This is a genomic window from Paenibacillus ilasis (assembly GCF_043195395.1).
Classification (GTDB): domain Bacteria; phylum Bacillota; class Bacilli; order Paenibacillales; family Paenibacillaceae; genus Paenibacillus_AQ; species Paenibacillus_AQ lautus.
This window is the reverse complement of the sequence record NZ_JBHDJG010000004.1, coordinates 418,254-441,176: the sequence shown is the minus strand read 5'-3', so window position 1 is coordinate 441,176 and position 22,923 is coordinate 418,254. Positions and strand designations below refer to the sequence as shown.

The window sequence follows — 22,923 nt, the reverse complement described above, 5'->3', positions numbered from 1 at the left end:
GTACATGAAAGGAATGATCCCCCATGACCAATATACTTTTTACCAACTTTTGTATATTTGTGACTTTCTTATACTTATCCGGACTGCTGTCCAAAAAATATGTAGCAGGTGTTGTGACACCGTCCATCCACGTTAAGATCAACGCCGGCCTCCTCTTTGGCATTTACGGGATCATCTTGATGTACTATTCTTTCCCGATTGACCCGCGGTTTTTTGCGGACTTGCGGCATCTAGCCATTGTCGTGATCGCCAGCTACTTAGGCTGGCTTCCCTCCCTGATTGCCGGCGTGCTGATTGCACTCGGGCGGCTGATCCTGTTCGGCATGTCAACTTCCTCTGCCATTGCGGGAGCCGGCATGCTGCTGATCGGCATCATCTGCGGGATGCTTTCTCGTATGCATTGGGAACGTTTAGGCAAAATGCTGCTCATGAGTATGTCGAGCATGCTGGTGCTCCTATGTATTATGTGGATGAATATCCCGGACCACCACAAGGTGTATACCGTCTTCACGCAGCACCTCATCATATCCATGCTCGCCACGGTGGTCATCTACATGCTGACCGAGTATATCAACACATCCAATCAACTATTTCTGCAGATGAAGAAAAATGCGGAGACGGATTACTTGACCAGTCTTCACAATCTGCGCCAGTTCGAGCAGCTGTTATCGGAACGTTTTCTCGAAGCCCAGCATTTCAGCGAACGGCTGGGTGTTCTTGTCGTGGACATCGATCATTTCAAAAAAATAAACGACACCTACGGCCATGCGGCCGGAGATGCCGTTTTGCAGCAGCTCAGCAAAGTGCTGAGGGAGCATTCCCGTTCTTTTGACGAAGTGTCCCGCAACGGCGGGGAAGAATTCTCGGTGCTGGTCCCGGAAGCGACCATCGACGAGACTGCCGCTATTGCAGAGCGAATCCGGGCGGCCGTAGCGGATCATATCTTTGTCCTGGAAGACGGAACCAAGATTCAGATCACGGTGTCGATCGGAGCTGCTGTGCACCCCGATACGATCCGGTCGAAAAATGCCAAGGAGCTGCTGCAACAAGCGGACCGCGAGCTGTACCGAGCCAAGGACAGCGGGCGTAACCGCGTATGCTCCGCCCCCGAGATCCATGATCTGATTCTTTCTTAATTCGGATCCGCCTTCAGTATTTCTTCAATGGCAGTCAGCGTATCCGGAGACAGCTTCATACCGGAGGCCTTCACATTCTCTTCCACCTGCTCCGGACGGCTGGCACCCACCAGCGCACTGGCTACATTGTTCTGACGCAGAATCCAGGCCAAGGCCAGTTGGCCGACGGTCATACCCAACTCGCTTGCAACGAGGCCCAGTGCCTGCACCTTCTGAATGCGGTCTTCACTCATTTTGAGCCGGTCGGCTCCAATCTTCGATGCGCGGCTGTTCTCCGGCACGGCTTGCTTGGAGGCGTACTTGCCAGTCAGAAGTCCTTGAGCAAGAGGAGAATAGACCACTTGACCAATGCCCTTCTTCTCGCCTAACGGGATAATTTCCTCTTCGATCTTGCGCTCGAACATGTTGTACAGCGGCTGATTCACCACGATGCGATCCAGCAAATAGCGATCCGCAACGGCCAGTGCCGCTTCCATCTGGGCAGCGGTCCACATACTGACTCCTATATAGAGCACCTTGCCTTGGCGGACAAGGTCATCCAGCGCCCGCAGCGTTTCCTCTAGCGGGGTTTCTTCATGATATCGATGACAGTAATAGATGTCGACGTAATCGGTACCCAGCCGCTTCAGACTCGCATCGCACTGCTCTCTAATATGTTTGCGGGAAAGTCCCTGATCATTGGGTCCGTCCCCCATCTTGCCGAATACCTTCGTGGCCAGGACATAGGATTCCCTTGGGAAGGCTCTTAAGGTTTCCCCGACAACCACTTCAGCCGCCCCCTGGGCATACACATTTGCCGTATCAAAAAAATTAACGCCGAGTCCATATGCGGTTTGAATCGATTTCACCGCATTCTCCCGTTCCACATATCCCCCGTACGTCAGCCAGCTCCCGAGACTGATATCGCTAACCTTCAATCCGCTACCGCCCACTCTTCTAAACTCCATATGTGAAACCTCCTTCATACAAGATAGATGCTTATTCTTTATTGTAACATCTTCCAGTACGATAGACAGTTGTGCCTTGTTTAACGTTTATAACCGGTCGACTTTATTTTAAACTTGACCGATACATTAAACTTGGCATGGGGATAAATGGTGCGCCACTCCTCCATCTCCGTCTGGTTGTTCCAGTGCGTACCTCCATACCGAAGGCCGAAACCTAACGGGTCCAGACCCGTTTTCTGAATTTTCTCCAACACGTTTTTCACAGCTTGCGATAGTTCCTTGCTAAACTGCTCTTCGATCTTACGCAGATCCTTCGGATCTAATTGCGCAGGGTTTTCTTTCTCTTCCAAAATCGCGGTTATCCGAATCTTGTAATCAATGGTTTCCTCCCCTGGTTTATCCGTTACGATCTTGTATCTTGCTCGGGTTCTATCCGTGTTGACTTCAAGCAATTGGCCGTCAATTTTCGTCCCGAAATTCGTGCTTAGATTACGACGATCCAACAGGTTAAACAGCCTGGTTTCATCCCGCGTCAGAATCACCTTCACCTTGTTCTTATCCATCAAGGCTAATTTGTCGATATTCAGGATCTTGTCAGCGGTAGTTTCCACAACGGGCAGGACCGGATCTTCCCCTTCCTCTAACATTCGGCGGGACAAATCGAAGGAGTATGCCTTAATAATGAAGGGAGATTCCGTCCCCTCCTCGCTGAGCGCCAGAAATATTGCGTTTCCGGCAATCCGCTCCGTTGGAGGATCCGTCTTTAATACGGCTTCTGCCGTAGGTACTGCGACGGCTGGATACATTAAGAGCTGCATGTCCCGCCTCCGAACGGTCCAGTCCTGGATTTTGCTGATATTTTTCCGTGCATAGGCCTCGCCGTACATGACCCCTTTGCAATGACCAAAGTCCAGCTCCTTATCCACCTTGGATTTGACCTCCCTGATCGCTTCCGCAATACTTGTCGATTCCTGCGTAATAAGCAGTGATTTTTTATCCCCGGTTTTCGGGTCTCCCGAAGGAATTGCCATTTTGAAGGTAAATCGGTTCATATCGGGGCTTTTCTCAGAGACGTCAATACCGATGGACACAACAAAAAGCCTCAGATCGATATCCCTAAAATCACATCCCGACACCAACAAAAAAGAGCAGCACATGAGCCAGACCAGCCAGCGTTTTAGGTCTTTCATGCCTTCTTCCTCCTTTTCCTCCATACCGCATAGAATAACAGGGCAATGAGCAGAAATTCACCCGCGAACCGGACGTCCAGAAAGACAATCGCCATATCATTTAATATGTATTGATTCACGATAAACGACGTGCCGAAGGTAATCAGGGAAAAGAGGAGCAGCACCCACCATTCGATTTTCCTCCGTTTAGACATCGCTTCCCCCTTATCGACCTTTAATCCGAAGCTTCCCAGAATGAGTTCCTTACCCACATGCCAGTGGATGATGGAATTCACGAGGGAGAGACACATATACACCACGTAGAAGACATATATCATCCGTTCAATGATGAAATAACGAATCCGCAGCGAGTCCACCGTCGAGAAGGCAGGGTACACGTGTCCTCCTGCGCCCGCAGCGCCTAATATGCCAATGGGTGCAAAGATCGAAACCAGAAGGGTAATTATACTGACCCCCACAATTGCCCAAACATGGCGCACTCTGAATCGGTGAAAGATCCGATTGAATATCACCATGTTCACGTAGCCCGTAAAAATAAAGGTTGCGGCCGCCACCGTTTCGTAATTGGGCATATTCCATGCATAGGTAATGATCTGCCTTACGGCATCCCAGCTGAAATAGGGGTTGCTGAAGATACGCCATGACATGTAGGCGATAACAGGAACACAGATGTACAGAATCATCTCCAGGGCATATATAATGGACTCGGAGTCCAGTCTGGCACTAAGTCCAACCACCACCAGAAATCCTATCAGAACGATATAGGGAGACACATCCGGACTAATGTAGCGAGAGGTAATATCAACGAAGCTTACCAAGGTAATGACGCTGGAGAAAAACCACGCGAGTCCGTATAAAAAAAGCAGGATACCCGATGTCCACTTGGACATAACCGAGCGAAAAATCTCCGGCAGCCCTTGCCCCGGAAATTTCTGAATCAGTTTCACGAAGGTAAACATCAGCAGCGTCCCAATCGGAATGGACACGAGAATCGACATCAGCGCACCGTCAAAGCGGTCCGTAATTAAAATCCGGGGGACATAATTAATCAGATTGATGGTTGCATTGAGCAGGAAGAGGTAATAAAAATATTTATTTCTAACCACTTCGCTGATCTCCTTTCTTCTTCCAATCCATAGCAAACATCTTTAAGTAGGGTTTGCCGAAGGATCGGAGGCTCGTAAGGTACATAATCATCGCCACCATGCCCAAAACGATGCCGACCAAGCCAAAGAAGGTGGCCAGGACAATGAACAAATACTTCGTGACGCGGATGCCTGAGCTCATCATCGTAATCGGGATCACGAAATTCGTTATCGCGACGGCGGAAACCAGAATGATCATGATGTTGCTGACTAATCCCGCCTCTGTTGCAGCGGTCCCCAGAATGAGACCCCCTACCGTCGTTGCGGTCTGACCAATCGCTTTGGGCAGACGGACACTTGCTTCCGTCAGAAATTCCATCGCCAGCAGCATGAAGATCACTTCGAAAAAGGATGGGTACGGCACCGTAGCCCGGCTTCCCGCAATAAGCAGCGTAACCTGCATCCTCAATATTTCCGGATTATACGACGTGAATGCCACGTACAGACTCGGCATAAGTACGGTCGTAAACAAGGCGATATACCGGATCCCCTTGAGAAACCAGCCGATCGGGGGAAGCTGTATTTTGTCATCCATCGCCGTAAAGAAATCATTGAAAATGGCTGGCAATAGAAGGGCATACCCCGTTGAATCCATCAACACGGCAATTTTTCCTTGATTTATATTCAATACGGCCCGGTCAGGACGCTCGGTCAGCATGAGTGTTGGATACAGACGAAATTTAGGATGCATCGTATGTCTCTCGATTTCGGCAGCCGATTGCACGATGTCCGCTTTGAGCTCGGACAATCGCTTTCTAAGCTCCTGCAATACCGTTTCTTCCACTTTGCAGGCATCATACATAATGATGATTCGGGTCTGCGATATTTTCCCGACGGTCATGAATTCCGTCTTCAAATTCGCAGTTTGGTAACGATGGCGGATCAGGTTCAGGTTCACCTCGATATTTTCCGTAAACGAATCATCGGGACCCTGAATGACGTTCTCTGTACTGGCGGGTTGAATGGGGCCTGCATTAACCAGTACGGCGTCAAACAGGAGCACGTTTTCCCCAATGAATATGGCTACGCAGCCCCTAAGCATATTACGAAGCAATTCCTGCTCATCTTTCGGCTCCAGGCTTGAGGGAAAGGATCGGATGAATTGGTCGTATAAGTCCAAGGAGTTCAGCTCATAGAAACGGTTAATCAAATTATCGTTAATCATGATAGGGTCACACATGCTTTTAAAATAAATCAGTAACGCATGGCCACCTTCATTTTTCAGCTCTCGATGTTCTATATCCCCGATATCATGGAAATGTTCTTGCAGACATTTCTTGGCCTGATCCGCATTTAGATGCTGTTCGCTGGTCATGATATACCACCCCTCTTTTTCACATAATCCCAAATCTCCGCGGTTTCTTTAGATTCTGCACAAATGTCCCAAAATATTTACAATCCTCCAGGAAACTTATGAATACCGAATGGAATTCTGCTCGTTTCTAATCATTCCCAAGTGGTAATAATGAAGACAAGAGTCTGTGTTTAAGGGCAACGCCCGTAGAAACTGAGGAGGAATCGTGAATGAACCCAACCAATTCATCGCATCAAGAACTACCGCAATATCCGGAGTCGCTGTGGAGAGGGACAACCGAACTGCCCGCTTTCCCCCGCTTAGCCGAGGATATTGAGACGGATGTAGCCATCGTCGGAGCCGGCATAACCGGCATTACGACCGCTTATCTACTTGCCAAGGCTGGTAAGGATGTCGTGCTGATCGAAGCAGGGCAAATCCTGAACGGAACCACCGGTCATACAACAGCTAAGGTTACGGCACAGCATGGGCTGATCTATCATGAGTTCATGAATCATTTTGGAGAGGAGAAAACGAGGCTCTACTACGAAGGAAATCGGGAAGCGATTGAATTCATTAGAGATATTATTGGCGGAGACGAAGAGAAATTTGGGCTGAAGCTGGAGGATGCCCATATTTACGCTCAGCAGGAGGACAAGTATCTCTCGAAGCTGGAAGACGAAATCAAGGCCTATGAGAAACTCGGCATTCCGGGAGAATGGCAGGAAAGCCTTCCCCTCCCTATGTCGATTCGGGGAGCCATTAAGATGCCCGGGCAGTATCGGTTCCATCCTCTGCAGTATTTGAAGCATCTGACAGAAGAGTTCCTAAGGCTTGGAGGACGGATTTACGAGAACACGACCATGGACGAAAAGGCCGAAACCGATGGACCGATCACGCTGCTGACCAAACGGGGCGGTCACCGGATTACTTGCAATCACGCAGTATCCGCGTCTCATTTTCCGTTCATTGACGCCAAAGGATTGTTCTTCACGCGGCTGCATGTGGAACGCTCCTATGCCATTGCAGTCAAACCCGAAACCGCTTATCCGGGAGGAATGTACCTAAGCGTGGATCAGCCTACACGTTCCTTGCGGTCAGCATCTTATAACGGGCAGGAGTTGGTTATCGTCGGGGGCGAGAATCATCCGACGGGCCGCAGCATCTGTACCCACCAGCATTACGAAAACCTGGAGCTTTTTGCAGGAAATCTATTGGGCGCTTCCGCGATTCCTTACCGCTGGTCGGCCCAGGACCTGATTACATTGGACAATATGCCTTACATCGGGCCGATCACGTCCAATCAGGACCGGATCTTTGTTGCGACAGGCTTCCGGAAATGGGGTATGACAACAGGAACATTGGCCGCGAACATCATCGCGGATCAAATCTTGGAGAAGGATAACCGTTACGCCGACGTCTTCGACCCCTCCCGCTTCCACGCGGACCCGAGCATCAAAACGTTTGTCGTGCAAAATGCTTTGGTTGCCAAAGATTTCGTTGCCGGCAAGGTGGAGATGTCCCACGCCGATATAACCGAGCTGAAGGCCGGCGAAGGCGCCGTCGTCCGCCATAACGGTCAGCGTGCCGGAGCTTACAAGGATGATCAAGGGAATCTCCATCTCGTGGATACGACCTGTACCCACCTCGGCTGCGAAGTGGAATGGAATGAGGGCGAACGTTCATGGGATTGCCCGTGTCACGGATCACGCTACCGCTATAATGGCGAAGTGATCGAAGGGCCGGCCATTGAACCATTGAAGCAGTTGGATCCGGAGAGCTGAGCGGACGCAATCGCCTGACTCCTAACCTAAAAAGAAGTGAAGCCCATGCGAGCTTCACTTCTTTTTTATAACATGGGACTACACACCAGTTGCGGCCTAAATTCAACCAGAAATAACATATTTCTGGTATAATAAGCTTACAAATCGTTACGGGAGGGAAAACCATGGTTCTAGGCCTTGAGTATTTGGATCGAATTAAAGAGGACGTCTCGGAGAAAAAAGCACAGGAGAAGCTGCGCGGTATCCGGCAACAGAGCCTGCTTACCGATTGTTTAATGACCCTTGCTGCTGCAGGTGCCTTCATTGTGGTGGCTGCCATCTTTGGTTTTATCTTGTATCACATACGATATTAGAAGCCATCTCCATGCCTCCCCCGATGGGAAGTCTCTGGAGTTTATCCTTTCTTACAATTTCAAAAAGGCACCCTGACGGGTGCCTGTGTCATGTTATGACCTGGGACTGGATTGCCTTTGTAAGCCTAGGCGATTTCCGGTGCCGGCTCCTCGCGGTAGGCCGCAAGCGACTGATCCACGATCACCTGTATGAAATCGGGATCGATATCCTGGATCCAAGGTATGGCGTTATTCCAAGCATTTTCCTCAATTTGAAGCGCGATCTGCCTCTGATCCCATTCATCCATCGTTCGATCCATCCGGTCGCACAGCTCTGTCAGGGTCATGTCCATCGAATGGCCCAGCTCATGTGCAAATACCACCGCAAAATAGGCGTGGAACGGCTCAAGCGTGCCAAACAGCTGCAAACACTGCTGGCGTATGACTTCGGTATACATCGTCACGCTGTGCGAATGCATGACATATTTTCCGCCGATTAACCGGCCCCCTGGAAAATACGCCTCCATCTCCACGGTGACACTGCTGCCCGACCGACGTAGAAGCTCTTGCGTAATTCGGTTCAGTTCGGACTTATTCAATAATGATCATGGCTCCCTTTAAAGATATAAACATAAACATCATTATAAAAGAACCATATGAAAATGCAATATCAAATATGCCTGCCAGCTTACTCTCAACCTACCAAAAACCATTCATTAATCTAAAAAAAAATCTAAAAAAAGAAGACCCACTCCGCACTCGAATGGGTCTTCTTGTGATGACAATCCTCGCCTCGCTATCCAGCCTCATGCTGGTCGCTGAATTGACTGTTATACAGGTCCGCATAGAAGCCGCCCTGAGACAGCAGCTCTTCATGGGTCCCCTTCTCGATAATGCTGCCCTTGTTCATGACCAGAATCAGGTCCGCATCCCGGATCGTGGACAACCGATGGGCAATGACAAAGCTGGTCCGGTCCCTCATCAGCTCATTCATCGCTTTCTGAATATAGAGCTCCGTCCGCGTATCCACGCTGCTGGTTGCCTCATCGAGGATCAGAATCGATGGATCGGCCAGAATGGCGCGCGCAATCGTAAGAAGCTGCTTCTGTCCTTGCGATATGTTGGAGGCCTCCTCGTTCAGAACGGTATCGTAGCCCTCCGGTAATGTCCGGATGAAGTGATCCGCGTGGGCCGCTTCCGCCGCCCGGATGATCTCTTGCTCCGTGGCGCCTTCGCGCCCATACCCGATATTCTCCCGGATTGTCCCGTTAAAGAGCCATGTATCCTGCAGCACCATCCCGAACAGGCTGCGGAGTTCACCGCGCCGAAGAGCGGTAATATCGGTGCCGTCAATCGTAATCTTGCCCTTATTCAGCTCATAAAACCGCATCAGCAGATTAATGAGCGTTGTTTTCCCTGCGCCGGTCGGTCCGACGATGGCGACCGTTTGCCCGTGCTTCACGTCCACATTCATATCCTCGATCAGAAGCTGGTCCGCTTTATAGCCGAAACTCACATTCTCGAATGACACATCGCCAAGCGGCTTCTTGAGCGCTGCCGGAGCTGTATGCTCCGACACTTCTTCTTCCTCATCGAGCACTTCAAATACGCGCTCTGCCGATGCTATGGTGGATTGAATGACGTTCGCGATATTCGCAAGCTGGGTAATCGGCTGCGTGAATTGGCGTGAATATTGGATGAATGCCTGAATATCCCCGATCTCAATCGCTCTGCGGGTAACCAACACACCGCCGACAACACTGACGATCACATAACCGATATTTCCGACAAAACCCATCAGCGGCATAATGGTACCCGATATAAACTGGGCTCTCCACCCCGCATCATAGAGCTTGTCGTTGACCTCATCAAATTGCTCCATGGACTGTCGTTCCCGGCCAAAGGCCTTCACGACTTTATGGCCCGTGTACATTTCTTCCACATGTCCGTTCAGCTCACCCAAATGCTTCTGCTGCGCCACAAAATGCTTCTGCGAGCGCTTGGCGACCACAATCGTGACCACCACGCTAAGCGGCAGGGTCAGAATAACCACCAACGTCAGCAGCGGACTGATCGTGAGCATCATCACGATGACGCCGACCAGCGTGACCACGGAGGTAATCATTTGCGTCAAGCTCTGCTGAAGCGTGCTGCTGATATTGTCCATATCGTTGGTCACCCGGCTCAGCGTTTCCCCATGCGTCCGGGCGTCGAAATATTTAAGCGGCAATCGGCCGAGCTTGTTGTAAACATCTTTTCGCAAATCATACACGGTACGCTGGGCCACACCGGCCATAACATATTGCTGGATGTAAGCAAACAGCGAGCTTAAGAGATATAGTCCTGCAAGCCAGAGCATGATCGTCCGAATAGCGTCAAAATCGATGCCGGCCCCCGGCACGCCCTGCATCTTGGCCATGAAGCCTTTGAACAGGATCGTGGTCGCATCCCCCAATATTTTCGGGCTCACGATGCTGAATATCGTACTGAGAATAGCTGCGATCAAGACGATCAGCAGCTTGCCGGTATGCGGTTTGAGATATCGTGTTAACCGGCGAAAAGTGCCTTTGAAATCCTTGGCTTTCTCCCCCGCCATTCCAGGTCCGTGTGGGCCGCCGCCAAAGGGACCGCCCGGTCCCCGAGGATGTCCTCCCCGTTTCTTCTCACTCATGCGATCTCCTCCTCTGACAGCTGCGAAGTGACGATTTCACGGTACACATCGCTGGAAGTCATAAGCTCCTCATGCGTGCCGATGCCGGCAATGCGTCCCTCATCCAGCACGATAATCCGATCAGCGTCCATGACAGTGCTTACCCGCTGAGCGACAATCAGAACGGTAGCTTCCGTCGTTTCCTCGCGGAGCGCTGCGCGAAGATTGGCGTCCGTCTTGAAATCAAGCGCCGAGAAGCTGTCGTCAAACACATAAATCTCGGGTCTCCGAACCAGCGCCCTTGCAATCGAGAGCCGCTGCTTCTGACCTCCGGATACGTTGCTGCCGCCCTGCGAAATCTCGGCATCGTACCCGCCCTCCATGGACGAGATGAAATCGGCCGCCTGGGCAACCTTCGCTGCATGCCGGATCTCCTCGTCTGTTGCATCCTCTTTACCATAGCGGATATTCTCCGCGATGGTACCGGTGAAGAGCAGCGCCTTCTGCGGCACGAATCCGATTCGGCTGCGCAGCTGCTCCTGAAGCATGTCCCGAATATCTGTACCATTGACAAGAATCCGTCCCGAGGTTACGTCATAGAAACGAGGGATCAGGCTGATGAGCGTTGATTTTCCTGAACCGGTTCCGCCGATAATCGCGGTGATTTCACCCGGCCCGGCACGGAAGGAAATATCGGATATGGCCGGCTCCTCTGCACCCGGATAATAGAAGGTTACATCCTGAAATTCAATCGAGCCGTGCTCCACGCCGGTTTCGCCCGGCTGCTTCGGATCATGGATCTCCGGCATCATGTTCAATACCTCATTGATCCGAACCGCCGATGCCTGTGCACGCGGAATCATGACAAACATGACGGATAACATGATGAGGGAGAACATGATCATCATCGCATATTGGAGAAATGCCATAAGGTCACCGACCTTCATATGCCCGCCCTCTATGCGATGGGCTCCGAACCAAACAATCGCCAGTGTCGCAAAATTCATGACCAGCATCATGACAGGCATCATCGCACCCATGATTTTATTCACTTTGATGGAGGTGGCAGTCAAATCCTCGTTCGCATCATTAAAGCGGGCGGTTTCATGATTCATCCGGTTAAATGAACGAATGACCCGGATTCCTGTCAGATTCTCCCTTAGCACGCGGCTCAGCGTATCGATCTTCACCTGGATCGCTTTGAAGAGCGGAATCCCCTTTTTGGCGATGAGGAAAATGGCCAGCGCCAGAATAGGGAGGACGATCAGCAGCACCGTGGTCAGTCCCGGGTCTCTCGACACGGCCATCACAATGCCCCCGATACACATCATCGGCGCAATCGCCATCATGCGAAGGATCATGATCGTGACCTGCTGTACCTGCGTGATATCGTTCGTTGTACGGGTAATCAGGGATGCCGTACCGATCTTGTCAAATTCCTGCAGCGTGAAATTCTCGACATGGGAGAAGACGCGGCCCCGAACAATCTTCCCGAATCCCGTAGCTGATTTGGATGCCAAATAACTAGCGGCAATGGAGCACACCATGCCCCCTGCTGCTACGAGGAGCATAAAGCCGCCCACACGCCAAATGTAAGGCACATCTCCCTCAACGATGCCATAATCCACGATGTCTGCCATCAAGGTCGGCAGGTAAAGATCAGACAGACACTGGAAAAATGTGAACAGCAGGACAAAAATGACCGCTGTCCGGTACGGCTTCATGTAGTGAAACAGTTTTAACAAATCCCCCACCCCTACTCGTTGTCTGATGTCGTTTCGCTTCGTTTGCGTTTTTGCTCGTGAAAATGATACACCTTCGTTAACAGCTCGGTCAGTTTGACGCTGTCCTCTTCTCCCAGAAAATCCACCAGTTCGTTAAAGTTGTTCCTGACGTTCTGGTAGGTTTCCTGGACAACGCGGTTCCCTTCCTCGGTAAGCTGTACGCGCACCGCACGTCGATCCCGTGCATCCATCACCCGTTCCACCAAACCTTTGCTCTCCAGAGCGTTGATAAATTGAGTGATCGTCGGTGACGTAACATTCATCATGCTGCTGATTTCGGACACTTTCATGCCGGGACCATCAGGCTCGATATGATGTTTGATTCCCATCAGAACGCGAATCTCGCCGGGCGTGTAGCCGGAAATCAAGTGCTGATCCCATTCCTGCTTGTGGAACATGCGAATGCTGTACAAGAGCCTGCCGGCGACGCTATCTTCTCGCCTGCCGCCCTTCATGCACAGTCCTTCTCGCGAAGCCCTTTCCTCTGACCGGTTGTTCTCTTTATGTAAATCTGGATGTATATCCTCTTCCATGGTCCACCTCTTTTCTGCAACCTCTCGAATAAATAGATAGCCTGCCAATTTAATTGGTTACCTAACTATATACCCGGAGAAGACCGAAGTCAAATCGACTTCGGACCTCCGTAACATCCATTATTCGTCATCGTACAGAAGCTGCTGGTACGTCCCTTTGCGGTCTCTGTCGCTCTTCCGCGAGGACTTGCCTGAGCTCTTATTCTGGCGGCGGGTGCTGACCTTCTCTTTACGGGCGATATGGGCCAGCTCCCGCTCCGTCTTCTTGTAATTCGCATATCGTTTCGCATCCAGGGTTCCGTCCTGCAGCGCTTCCTGAACTGCACAGCCGGCCTCCGTCTCATGGCGGCAATCATGGAACCGGCACTGCTGGGCGAGCGTGGCAATGTCCGCAAAGGTCGCCTCGAACCCTTCTTCCGAATCCCACAGCTGCAGCTCCCGCATGCCCGGCGTATCCACCATAATCGCGCCGCCCGGCAGCACGAAGAGCTCCCGGTGCGTCGTGGTATGCCGTCCCCTTGCATCCTCTTCGCGTATCCCTTGAACTCGCTGCATCTCCTGGCCCGACAACCAGTTCAGCAGGGTGGATTTACCCGCCCCGGAGGTACCCGTAATGGCAACCGTCTTCCCTTGCACCAAATAAGCCTGCAGCTGCTCCTTCCCTTGATCCATCAAGGAGCTTACCGCATGGACCGGCACACCTGGAGCAACCGCCTCTACCTCCGCGACGTACGCTTCCGGCGATTCACATAAGTCCGCCTTGGTAAGGAGCACGACCGGTGCGGCTCCGCTCTCCCAGACCGCAATCAGATAGCGTTCTATTCGGCGAACATTAAAATCCTTATTGAGCGCGTTAATGATAAACACGGTATCCATATTTGCGGCAATGATCTGCTCATCCGGCACGCTTCCTGCTTCCTTACGCGTCACCGCCGACTTTCGGGGGAGCAGCTTATGAATGACGGCACGGGATTCCCCTTGCAGCGGCTCCACCATGACCCAATCGCCAACAGCGGGAAAGTCGCTTTTGCTGGCTGCTTCGTATTCGTATTTGCCCGTGACAACCGCGGACTGCTCTCCCTCTTGCGTAATAATGCGGTACTGCTTCGAGAATTGGGCCGTGATGCGTGCGGGTACCAGCGCTTTATCGTGCTGGGGCATCTGCTCTGCCATCAAACTCCATTCTTCATTCCATCCATAGGCTTGTAGCATGGTCATGTCTTGTTTAGTCAAATTCGTTATATCCCCTTATCGTTATTGGATTGGTTGTTATCAAACACAAAAAAAACCGCAGATTTGTATCTGCGGCTGATCTGAATCTACGCAAGAAGAAGGCATTAATCCCCATCAGCCAAGCCGATCATGGTCATACCACGCCCCTTGCATAGACACAAAAAACCCGCAGGATACCAAACACGGTCTCCTGCGGGTTCTTAGGTATAGAGATAAAGACACGTAAGGTCACATGCCTTACACCTCTGCTACCATTAGAATTTCCCGTCCAAAGAGACCAACGTCAATGCGACCCATCCACTATGCATCATAACCATCTGACATCAGCCTCCTTCAGCTTATTAATATATCCGTATTATAGAGTTCGTATTTCCAAGTGTCAACATCTCAAGAAAAAATTAGATGCGCCTGTAGTGCCTCCACTCCTCCGGCAGCAGCATCCCGTACTGGCGATTCAGAAAGCGGTCATCCACGAGCGTCAGCGTCCCGCTGTCCTGCTCCGATCGGATCAAGCGACCACCGGCCTGCAGCACTTTGTTCATGCCCGGGTACACATAGGCATAATCGTATCCCCTCTTGCCGGTGCGATCAAAATAATCCTTGATGATATCATTCTCGAAGGATAACTGCGGTAATCCAACGCCGATGACCACAACGCTCGAAAGCCTTTCTCCTTTCAGATCGATGCCTTCGGAGAAAATACCGCCCATCACGGCAAAGCCGATCAGCGGATCTTCCGCATCCGCCTGGAAAGCATTCAGGAATGCCTCCCGCTCCTCCTCGCTCATCCCATGCCCCTGAAGCAAGGTACGCGCTCCCGGATTCATTCGGGCAAACGACTCATGAATATCCTGCATGTAGGGATAGGACGGCAGGAAGATCAAGGTATTCACCGGCTTCTCCTGAACCAGTGCACTCAGCATCCGGACGATGGCCTCGCTATTGCGCTCCCGATCCTTAAAGCGCGTCGATAACGGCAAAATTCGAACATCCAATTGCTCGGAAGAGAAGGGAGAGGGAATCGAGAGGCTGTAGTCCTCTTCCTCCGCTCCCAGCATGTCGCGATAATATCCAAGCGGCATGAGTGTTGCCGAGAAGAAGACGCTGGAGCGGTAGTTTTTTCCCGCTTGCTGGAGCAAATAAGAAGGGTCCAGACAAAACAGCTTGAGAAACACCTCGCTCTGACTCATCTCCGCATACGTGACAAAGCGGTCGTCATACAGCTTGGAGATGCGCAGATACCCCTGCACGGCAAAATAGCATTCCAGAAGCGCATCGGCCTCATCCCCGCTCTTGCCGGTCATCAGCTCGGCCTCTGCCTGGAGCGAGAAATCCTCCAGCAGCTCAACCATCATCTCCGGCTGCTGGGACCCGACAATCCGCTCTTCCTCCTCACTGACCTTGCGCAGCACTTTAAAGCGGTTATTCACCCGCTTCGCCGCGTTGTAAAGCGCGGGATTACTCTCCTTGTATGCTCGTTGCAGTTCCAGAAAAGCCGATTTATTCAGCTCGGCCGAGAACATTCCCCGCGCACGGTCTACCAGATTGTGGGCCTCATCAATGAGCAGCACACTGCGTTTCTTCACGTCCTCCGGCATCCGCTTGAAGGATACGCGCGGATCAAACACATAGTTATAATCGCAGATGACGGCATCGGCTGCGTACGCGGCATCCAGCGAGAACTCAAACGGGCACACCGTATGCTTCCGGGCGTACTCTTCAATAACGGGCCTCGTAATCATCGTTTCATTTGAGAGCAGATCCAGTATGGCGCCATTAATCCGGTCATAGTAACCCTCTGAGAACACGCAGCCCATCTGACCGCAGCCCTCGGCTTCACTGAAACAAATCTTGTCCTTCGCCGTCAGCGTGACCGTATGCATGCAGAGTCCTTGACGCTCCATACGCGCCATGGCTTCTTCCGCGGTCGTTCGGGTGATCGTCTTGGCCGTCAGATAAAAAATCCGCGATAACAGGCCTTCGCCGATCGCTTTAACCGAAGGAAACAGCGTGGATATGGTCTTGCCTATGCCCGTCGGCGCTTTGGCAAACAATCTTCGGCCTTCACCGATGCTTTTATACACGGCTCCGGCCAGCTTGCGCTGCCCCTCCCGGTAGGCGGGAAACGGAAACTTCAGTTCGCGGATGCTTCGATCCCTCCGCTCGCCATGCTCCCGCAGCAGGTTGGCATAAGGCGCATACGCCGCCACGACCTCCAATACGAAGGATTCCAGCTGAGCGAAGCTCCATTCCTGTACGAACTGCTTCCGCTCTCCGCTCGGGACCTGGAAGTAGGTCAATCTCACGGCCATCGTCGGTATCTCATGCAGCTTCGCGTACATATAGGCATACATTTTGGCCTGCGCCCAATGAACCGGGTACGTGTGCTCCGTAATCTCGCCCAAATCGCCGGAGGTCGACTTGATCTCGTCAATCATGATCCGCTCTTCCTCTTGAATCAGACCGTCGCAGCGGCCTTCCACAACAAACAGCAGATCTTCGTAAGGAATCTCTACTTCAAGCTGAACTTCCTTCTGATCGTTCTCACCATAATCACGCTGTACCTGTTGATGCGCTCGGGTCCCCTCAGTAAGGGATGTCGCCGTGCGAAAACCGGAGGTAATGCTGCCGCTGCGAAAGACGTATTCCACCAGCGGCCTGACGGATATTTGAATAGTATGAGGCATGATGGTCTCCTTCGTTCATGTTCTATGAAGGATATTATACCAAACATTCGTTCCTGAAAGCGAAGCATCCAACTTCATTCAGCAACAAAAAGCGTGCAGAAGGCATCCTGACAGGATGGCGTTCTGCACGCTGTACGCGTAAGCAGCATGTGCTTACGGGGCTTTCTTCTGCATCTGATCCAAACTCTTGAACTCATAGCCCCGGTTCCTGGCTTCGTCAATGATCCGCCCAAGCGCCTCGGTGTTGTCCTTGGAGATCGAGTGCAGCAGGATCACAGCGCCCGGGTGAAGCTGCGCGGTTACCTTATCATAAGCATACTGCGCACCACGCTGGGACTTCACGTCCCAATCCATATAAGCGAGCGACCAGAAGACATTGGTATAGCCCAATTGTTTGCTGGTCGCCAGCGACCGCTCATCGAAAATGCCGCGCGGCGTACGTAAATATTTCATATCCGGCTGGCCGGTTATGCGCATAACCTCTTTCTTCACCCGCTCCAGTTCCTCGGTCAGCTTCTCTGCCGAGATCGTGGTCACATCCGGATGATTCCAGGAATGGTTGCCGATAATATGGCCTTCCGCCGTCATCCGCTTCAGCAGATCTTCCTGCGTCTTTACGTAGTGTCCGGTCACGAAAAAGGTGGCGGGCACCTTCTTCTCTTTGAGCGTATCCAGGATACGGGAGGTATATCCGTTCTCGTATCCGTTATCAAACGTAAGATACAGCTCCTTCTGCTCGGCATCGCCCATAAAGATCGCGTCGTATTTTTGCAGGAGCTCCTTAAAACCCTCCTCGTTGATGGAGGGCAGCTGGCCATTGACGCTTTTTTTGAATCCAAAATGAAACGGACCGCTTCCTACCGCCAAAGCCGCCCCCGATATGGACAGCATCACCGCCAAGCACACCAGAAGCGATAAGGCCGGCCGAAGGATATCACGTTTCTTCATATCCGTTCTCTCCTTCTTTGTTGTGATATGGATTGATTCCCCCTCATGAAAAACGTACAAGGGTTGCATCACCTAATATCCCACAATTCGGAGTAAACTATGTGTTAATCAACGACGACCCGGGGACCAGATGCAGCGGCTTTTACGTAATCTTGATCAATCGGCCCTTCTGATAACTCTGCAGTGCATACTCAATCATGCGGATGACATTACGGGCTTCTTCAGGCTGAACGGGTAACGGGCCATCCTTAAGAATCGCTTCGGCCAACCCCTGATAAAAGGCCTGATAGCGTCCCGGCAGCGTCTCAATCTCGCCCTGAACCGCCAGCCCGCTCAGCTCGGTAGCAAGCTCCCCGTACTGGTCCGGCTGGTCTTCGCCCCAGCCCGCATCCCCCGGGTGCATTCCCTGCTTCAGCTGGCCTTCCTGAGGGTCTGTTCCATATTTCAGGAAGCTTCCTTTATCCCCGTGCAGCTCGAATTTCGGGCCGGCTTGCCGTACCAGCGAACCGGAATGCAGAATAACGCGAAACGTTTTGTAACCCAGCACCAGATGAAAATAATCATGGGTTTTGGACCCTTTGCGCTCCGTTCTCAAATCCGCCCACAGCGTCTCCGGCAGACCGAACAGGAACAGCGCCTGATCAAGCAGATGCGAACCCAAATCATACAGGATGCCGGACCCGGGTATTCCCTGCTCCCTCCACCGCTCCGATTGCACTTCCGGACGGTAGCGGCTGAACTGCGACTGATAAATCGAAAGCTTGCCGAGCGCTCCCGTCTCCAGCAGATTGCGGACCGTCAGAAAATCATTGTCCCAGCGGCGGTTGTGATATACCGTCAGCAGCACGCCCTTCTGCTTGGCCAGATCAATCAGCTGGTCTGCTTCTGCGGATGTTACGGTAAACGGCTTCTCGACGACCACATGCTTACGTGCCTCGATGGCTAACCGGGTATATTCGTAATGTGTTGCATTCGGACTCGTAATGATGACAACATCAATATCCGGATTAGACAAAAGCTCATCCACGCTATCGACAACCGCCGTATCCGGCAAATCCTTGTGAACCTTGTCCGGATCTGATGATACAATCGTGTGGACTTCGTAATCCGGCACGCTTCTCAGGATAGGTGCATGAAACACCGACCCGGACAGGCCGTAGCCGATGATTCCCGCTTGTATTGCCATAAAGCAAGCCTCCTCTTCCCATGGTTCTATGTTGATTCGATATGTATCGCTTGGTTTCCTTGCAACATCTTAACATTCCGCAAATATTTTACAACCTCAAATGGTAAAGCCGCCTGCACGTCCATCGCTGTGCAGGCGGCTTTCTTCTTGCAATTGCAAAAAATAACCTGGAGACCTCTTTCGACCTGGAGAATTTTAGTAAGGATCCGCCTCATGGCCCATGCGGTTTGCATCCTCTACCGCCTGCTCCCGGACCGTCTCGTTCGAGCCCTTTCTGGCCTGCTCGAGACCTTCCCGCACGCGGCGTCCATAATCCTCATCCGCATTCGTAAAATATTCCACCATCTTGTCTTGAATCCGGATATCGCATTGGATGAGCGCACCCACCAGATTGCTAATCAGGTCGTTTCGCTCCCAGTCCTCAAAGGCTCTGTACGTATCCCCTGCCTGCTTGAAGTCCAGCGTACGGTCCAGCTTCTGCCGGACGAGGTTGGCATCATAATGGGGCTGATGCGGCTTCGCTGTCTGCGCGGCTTCCACCAGACCGTCGGTCATGGATGGCTCGTAATCCACATGTGGGCTTTGGCCTGGTGCCTTATCCACGTAATACGACATCTGTCCGCCGCGCTGGTTGGTAGCGACCCGCTTCTTCGGCGCATTGATCGGCAGCTGCAGATAGTTGGTGCCTACCCGATGCCGCTGGGTATCCGAATAAGAAAATGTGCGACCTTGGAGCATCTTGTCGTCCGAGAAATCGAGTCCATCCACCAGCACGCCCGTACCGAAGGCCGCTTGCTCCACTTCGTTATAGTAGTTCTCCGGATTGCGGTTCAGCACCATTTTGCCTACCTTCAGGAACGGGAATTGATCTGCCGGCCACAGCTTGGTTGCATCAAGCGGATCGAATTCCAGCTCCGGATGCTCATCATCGCTCATAATCTGAACGCATAGCTCCCATTCCGGATAATCCCCGCGTTCAATGGCCTCATATAAATCCTGTGTTGCATGGCTGTCATTCATAGCCTGGATCTTGCTTGCTTCTTCCTGCGTAAGGTTCTTAATGCCTTGCTTGAGCGGCTCCCAATGGTATTTGATCAGCACACTATCGCCATCTGCATTGACCCATTTGTATGTATTCACACCAGAGCCCTGCATTTGGCGGTAGTTAGCCGGAATGCCCCATGGGGAGAACACAAACGTGATCATATGCGTCGCTTCCGGGGAACGGGATACAAAGTCAAACATGCCGACAGGCCCCGGAACGTTGGATACCGGATCCGGTTTGAACGCATGGACCATGTCCGGAAATTTGAGCGGATCGCGGATAAAAAATATTTTCAGGTTATTGCCGACCAGATCCCAGTTGCCTTCTTCGGTGTAAAACTTCACGGCAAACCCGCGCGGATCCCGAAGCGTTTCCGGTGAGCCGGAACCGTGGATGACGGTTGAGAACCGGACAAACACCGGCGTGCGTTTGCCTTCAACCTGAAACAGCTTGGCCCGGGTATATTTCGAAACAGGCTCATCGCCCACTTTTCCGTAAGCTTCAAAGTAACCGTGAGCTCCAGCACCCCTAGCATGCACGACGCGCTCCGGAATGCGTTCCCGGTCAAAATGCGTGATTTTCTCCAGATAATGATAATTCTCCAAGGTCATCGGTCCCCGATTCCCTACCGTTCTCACATTCTGATTATCCGAAATAGGATGTCCCTGGCGGTTCGTCAGCGTATCCTCCCGCTCCGTTTCGCCGCGGTTCTGGGCAAAATCTTCCCGTCCTGGGCTCGTTCCATTATTACCATCATGTTCTTGGTTACTCACGAATGTCATTCCTCCTTGGATATAAGGCTTGTAAAATGGGTTCTCTTACTATGGATATTATGTCCAAGTCGTGAAAATGTATGAAATGTCCATTCGTTTAAAACAAACTTAATCCTGCTCACCCAGCAGGGCGCGGGTAAAGCTGATCCATTCCCTGACGGCAAAGGACAGGTACCGGTCCTTCCTCCAGATCATTCCAAGCTGCCAGGGGATCGAGGGATTATCCAGTGGCAGTATCGTCACGCGAGAAGAATCGATTTCCTTACAGATCGTCTCCGGGAGCAGTGCAATACCCAGATTGGCGGCCACCATGCCGCTGATGAGATCCCACTGTGAGCTTTCATAGACCACCCTTGGCTCAAAGCCGGCGCTGACGCATTCGCGGATAATCCGGTCATGCAGCGTAAAGTCCTCTCGAAACAACACAAATGCCTCGTCGGCAAGCTCATTTAGGTGTACATGCTCTCTTCCTGCCAGCCGATGGGACGGATGCAGAAGCAGATTCAGCTTCTCTTTCACAAAGGAATAATAGTGGAATACGTCTTCATTGACCGGCAGCACCGCGACGCCGATATCCGTCTGACCGCTTTCCACATCCGCTTCGACCTTCTTGGCACCATCCTCAATCAGCTGAATGGTAATCTTCGGATATTCCCGGTGGAACTGCCCGATCACCTCAGGAAAAAAGCTTGAACCTACCATGGGCGGAAGCCCGATACGGAGATGGCCGCGCTTCAGGTTCATGAGATCCTCCAGCTCGGCCGATACCCGCTGAAAGGAATCCACCATCTGCTGCGCCTGCTGATACATGATATGACCCGCATCCGTCAGCTCAATCCGCTTGCCCTGCCGGTAAAACAAGGTTACGCCCCACTCGTCCTCCATGTTGCGAATCATTTTGCTGATCGTTGGCTGAGTAATATACAGCTTCTCGGCGGCTTTGGTGAAGCTTTGGTTCCTCGCTACCTCAAGAAAATACTCCAGGTGCCGTATATCCATCCGATACTCCCTCCGGTTTCTTGTATGTATAGATAAATGGAATGCATATCATTCGATATATGCATTTTACCTATGAAAATTATCGTTGTAAAATTTCAATATCAATGAAAATAAAGGAGGCCGGTCATGATCAACATGCTGAAAGGAACGCTCCAAGTGGCCGGTTTCATGCTTCTCTCCTTAGGGATGGATCAACTGGCCGCTTGGCTGAATATAGGGATTCCGGGCAGCATTCTCGGAATCGTTGTTGTGTTTATACTTCTCGAAACCAAAGTCCTCCGCCTGGAGTGGATCGAGCTTGGCGCCAATTGGCTGCTCGCCGAATTGCTGCTGTTCTTCATCCCTGCTGCGGTTGGCATCATGAAATATTTCCCGATGCTGGAGGCCGAAGGGCTCCAGATTCTGGCCGTGGTTTTGTTCAGCACCGTCATTGTGATGGTCAGCTCTGGACTGACTGCCGGCTTCATCTCATCCAGAAAGGAGCGAAAAACACCATGAATATCCTGTTGACGTTCATTCTCGGCTTGTTATTGACGGTCGGGATTTACGGAGGAGCCAAAAAACTGTATCGCCGTCTGCCAAAGGTCTATTTATCGCCGCTCCTTATCACCCCTGTACTGATTGTTGTGATATTGACACAAACGGGGATATCCTATGAATCATACAATGAAGGGGCGCAGTGGATCAGCAAGCTGCTCGGACCAGCTACGATCGCTTTTGCTGTGCCTTTGTACAAAAACTTCCAAACCCTTAAAAAGCATGCAGCCGAAATTATGCTCAGCGTGCTGACCGGATCGGTACTGGCGATGTTATCCTCTGCAGTCCTCGCCAAATGGATGCATCTGAACAGCTCGCTGGCCACCAGCCTCGTGCCGCGCTCCATAACAACCCCCATTGCCATGAATGTCTCCGAGGTCATTGGGGGCGTGCCGAACATGACGGCCGTCTTTGTCATTATGACCGGGATTCTGGGGTCCATGATCGGACCGGCGGTCATGCGAATTTTCCGGATTCGGGGCGATATCGCAAGAGGCGTGCTGTTTGGGACCAGCGCCCATGGAACCGGCACCTCCAAGGCATTTGAATTCAGCTCCCTTTCGGGGACAATCTCCAGCATTTCGATGATCGTCGCCGCTCTCTTCACCCTTGGAACCGCACCGCTGATCATGTCTTTTCTTTATTAATCTGCTAAGGCCCTGACAAAACCGGCGATGGCCGGTTTTTTCGCTGTCTTTTTCATGTTGTTATAAGAAGCTC

19 protein-coding genes are annotated in these 22,923 nt (G+C 51.7%); 5 read left to right on the top strand and 14 right to left on the bottom strand.

What is annotated here, in order from left to right:
• Window positions 1-23: 23 nt before the first annotated feature.
• Window positions 24-1,136 carry a diguanylate cyclase gene (locus ACETK5_RS29415; protein ID WP_100541020.1) on the top strand — a complete coding sequence of 371 codons (1,113 nt, stop codon included), beginning with the start codon at window positions 24-26 and terminating at the stop codon, window positions 1,134-1,136.
• Here ACETK5_RS29415 and ACETK5_RS29410 read toward each other — a convergent pair.
• From ACETK5_RS29410 to ACETK5_RS29395, 4 genes are all read right to left on the bottom strand, one after another.
• Window positions 1,133-2,083, bottom strand: a complete 951-nt coding sequence (locus ACETK5_RS29410; protein ID WP_100541021.1) for an aldo/keto reductase family protein — start codon at window positions 2,081-2,083, stop codon at window positions 1,133-1,135. The two genes, ACETK5_RS29415 and ACETK5_RS29410, sit on opposite strands and share 4 nt — an antisense overlap.
• Window positions 2,084-2,163: 80 nt before the next feature.
• Window positions 2,164-3,273: a Ger(x)C family spore germination protein gene (locus ACETK5_RS29405; protein ID WP_100541022.1), complete on the bottom strand. Its 1,110-nt coding sequence runs from the start codon at window positions 3,271-3,273 to the stop codon at window positions 2,164-2,166.
• Window positions 3,270-4,379, bottom strand: a complete 1,110-nt coding sequence (locus ACETK5_RS29400) for a GerAB/ArcD/ProY family transporter (protein ID WP_100541023.1) — start codon at window positions 4,377-4,379, stop codon at window positions 3,270-3,272. Before ACETK5_RS29400 ends, ACETK5_RS29405 begins: the two co-directional genes overlap by 4 nt.
• Entirely contained in the window at window positions 4,372-5,733 is a 1,362-nt protein-coding gene (locus ACETK5_RS29395) for a spore germination protein (RefSeq protein WP_394059438.1), read from the bottom strand. The genes ACETK5_RS29400 and ACETK5_RS29395 overlap by 8 nt, the downstream gene beginning before the upstream one ends.
• Window positions 5,734-5,942: 209 nt before the next feature.
• On the opposite strand from ACETK5_RS29395, the gene ACETK5_RS29390 reads away from it, so the two are divergent.
• Window positions 5,943-7,496, top strand: coding sequence for an FAD-dependent oxidoreductase (locus tag ACETK5_RS29390; RefSeq protein ID WP_100541025.1), 1,554 nt, complete (start codon window positions 5,943-5,945; stop codon window positions 7,494-7,496).
• Window positions 7,497-7,660: 164 nt separating this feature from the next.
• Window positions 7,661-7,849 (top strand): hypothetical protein, encoded by a 189-nt coding sequence (locus ACETK5_RS29385; RefSeq protein WP_100541026.1) that lies wholly within the window; start codon window positions 7,661-7,663, stop codon window positions 7,847-7,849.
• Window positions 7,850-7,974: 125 nt separating this feature from the next.
• Here the strand turns inward: ACETK5_RS29385 and ACETK5_RS29380 are convergent, their stop codons facing one another.
• The 10 genes from ACETK5_RS29380 to cidR form a co-directional block, all read right to left on the bottom strand.
• Entirely contained in the window at window positions 7,975-8,427 is a 453-nt protein-coding gene (locus ACETK5_RS29380; RefSeq protein ID WP_100541027.1) for a hypothetical protein, read from the bottom strand.
• Window positions 8,428-8,624: 197 nt separating this feature from the next.
• Window positions 8,625-10,499 carry an ABC transporter ATP-binding protein gene (locus tag ACETK5_RS29375; RefSeq protein WP_394059435.1) on the bottom strand — a complete coding sequence of 625 codons (1,875 nt, stop codon included), beginning with the start codon at window positions 10,497-10,499 and terminating at the stop codon, window positions 8,625-8,627.
• A complete protein-coding gene (locus ACETK5_RS29370; RefSeq protein ID WP_100541029.1) occupies window positions 10,496-12,223 on the bottom strand; it encodes an ABC transporter ATP-binding protein in 1,728 nt (575 codons plus the stop codon). Before ACETK5_RS29370 ends, ACETK5_RS29375 begins: the two co-directional genes overlap by 4 nt.
• A gap of 11 nt (window positions 12,224-12,234) precedes the next feature.
• On the bottom strand, window positions 12,235-12,795 hold the full coding sequence (locus tag ACETK5_RS29365) for a MarR family winged helix-turn-helix transcriptional regulator (protein WP_100541030.1): 561 nt from the start codon (window positions 12,793-12,795) through the stop codon (window positions 12,235-12,237).
• 120 nt (window positions 12,796-12,915) lie between these two features.
• Complete coding sequence (gene rsgA / locus ACETK5_RS29360) at window positions 12,916-14,013, bottom strand: ribosome small subunit-dependent GTPase A (protein ID WP_394059432.1); 1,098 nt, start codon at window positions 14,011-14,013, stop codon at window positions 12,916-12,918.
• A gap of 413 nt (window positions 14,014-14,426) precedes the next feature.
• On the bottom strand, window positions 14,427-16,715 hold the full coding sequence (locus tag ACETK5_RS29355) for an ATP-dependent DNA helicase (RefSeq protein WP_394059430.1): 2,289 nt from the start codon (window positions 16,713-16,715) through the stop codon (window positions 14,427-14,429).
• 153 nt (window positions 16,716-16,868) lie between these two features.
• A complete protein-coding gene (gene pdaA / locus ACETK5_RS29350) occupies window positions 16,869-17,663 on the bottom strand; it encodes a delta-lactam-biosynthetic de-N-acetylase (protein ID WP_100541033.1) in 795 nt (264 codons plus the stop codon).
• 142 nt (window positions 17,664-17,805) lie between these two features.
• Complete coding sequence (locus ACETK5_RS29345) at window positions 17,806-18,849, bottom strand: oxidoreductase (protein ID WP_326111024.1); 1,044 nt, start codon at window positions 18,847-18,849, stop codon at window positions 17,806-17,808.
• Window positions 18,850-19,044: 195 nt separating this feature from the next.
• Window positions 19,045-20,676: a catalase gene (locus ACETK5_RS29340; protein ID WP_394059427.1), complete on the bottom strand. Its 1,632-nt coding sequence runs from the start codon at window positions 20,674-20,676 to the stop codon at window positions 19,045-19,047.
• A gap of 99 nt (window positions 20,677-20,775) precedes the next feature.
• Window positions 20,776-21,666: a cidABC operon transcriptional activator CidR gene (gene cidR, locus ACETK5_RS29335; protein WP_394059425.1), complete on the bottom strand. Its 891-nt coding sequence runs from the start codon at window positions 21,664-21,666 to the stop codon at window positions 20,776-20,778.
• 126 nt (window positions 21,667-21,792) lie between these two features.
• On the opposite strand from cidR, the gene ACETK5_RS29330 reads away from it, so the two are divergent.
• Complete coding sequence (locus tag ACETK5_RS29330) at window positions 21,793-22,164, top strand: CidA/LrgA family protein (protein WP_100541038.1); 372 nt, start codon at window positions 21,793-21,795, stop codon at window positions 22,162-22,164.
• Window positions 22,161-22,850: a CidB/LrgB family autolysis modulator gene (locus ACETK5_RS29325; protein ID WP_100541039.1), complete on the top strand. Its 690-nt coding sequence runs from the start codon at window positions 22,161-22,163 to the stop codon at window positions 22,848-22,850. Before ACETK5_RS29330 ends, ACETK5_RS29325 begins: the two co-directional genes overlap by 4 nt.
• Window positions 22,851-22,923 lie beyond the last annotated feature (73 nt).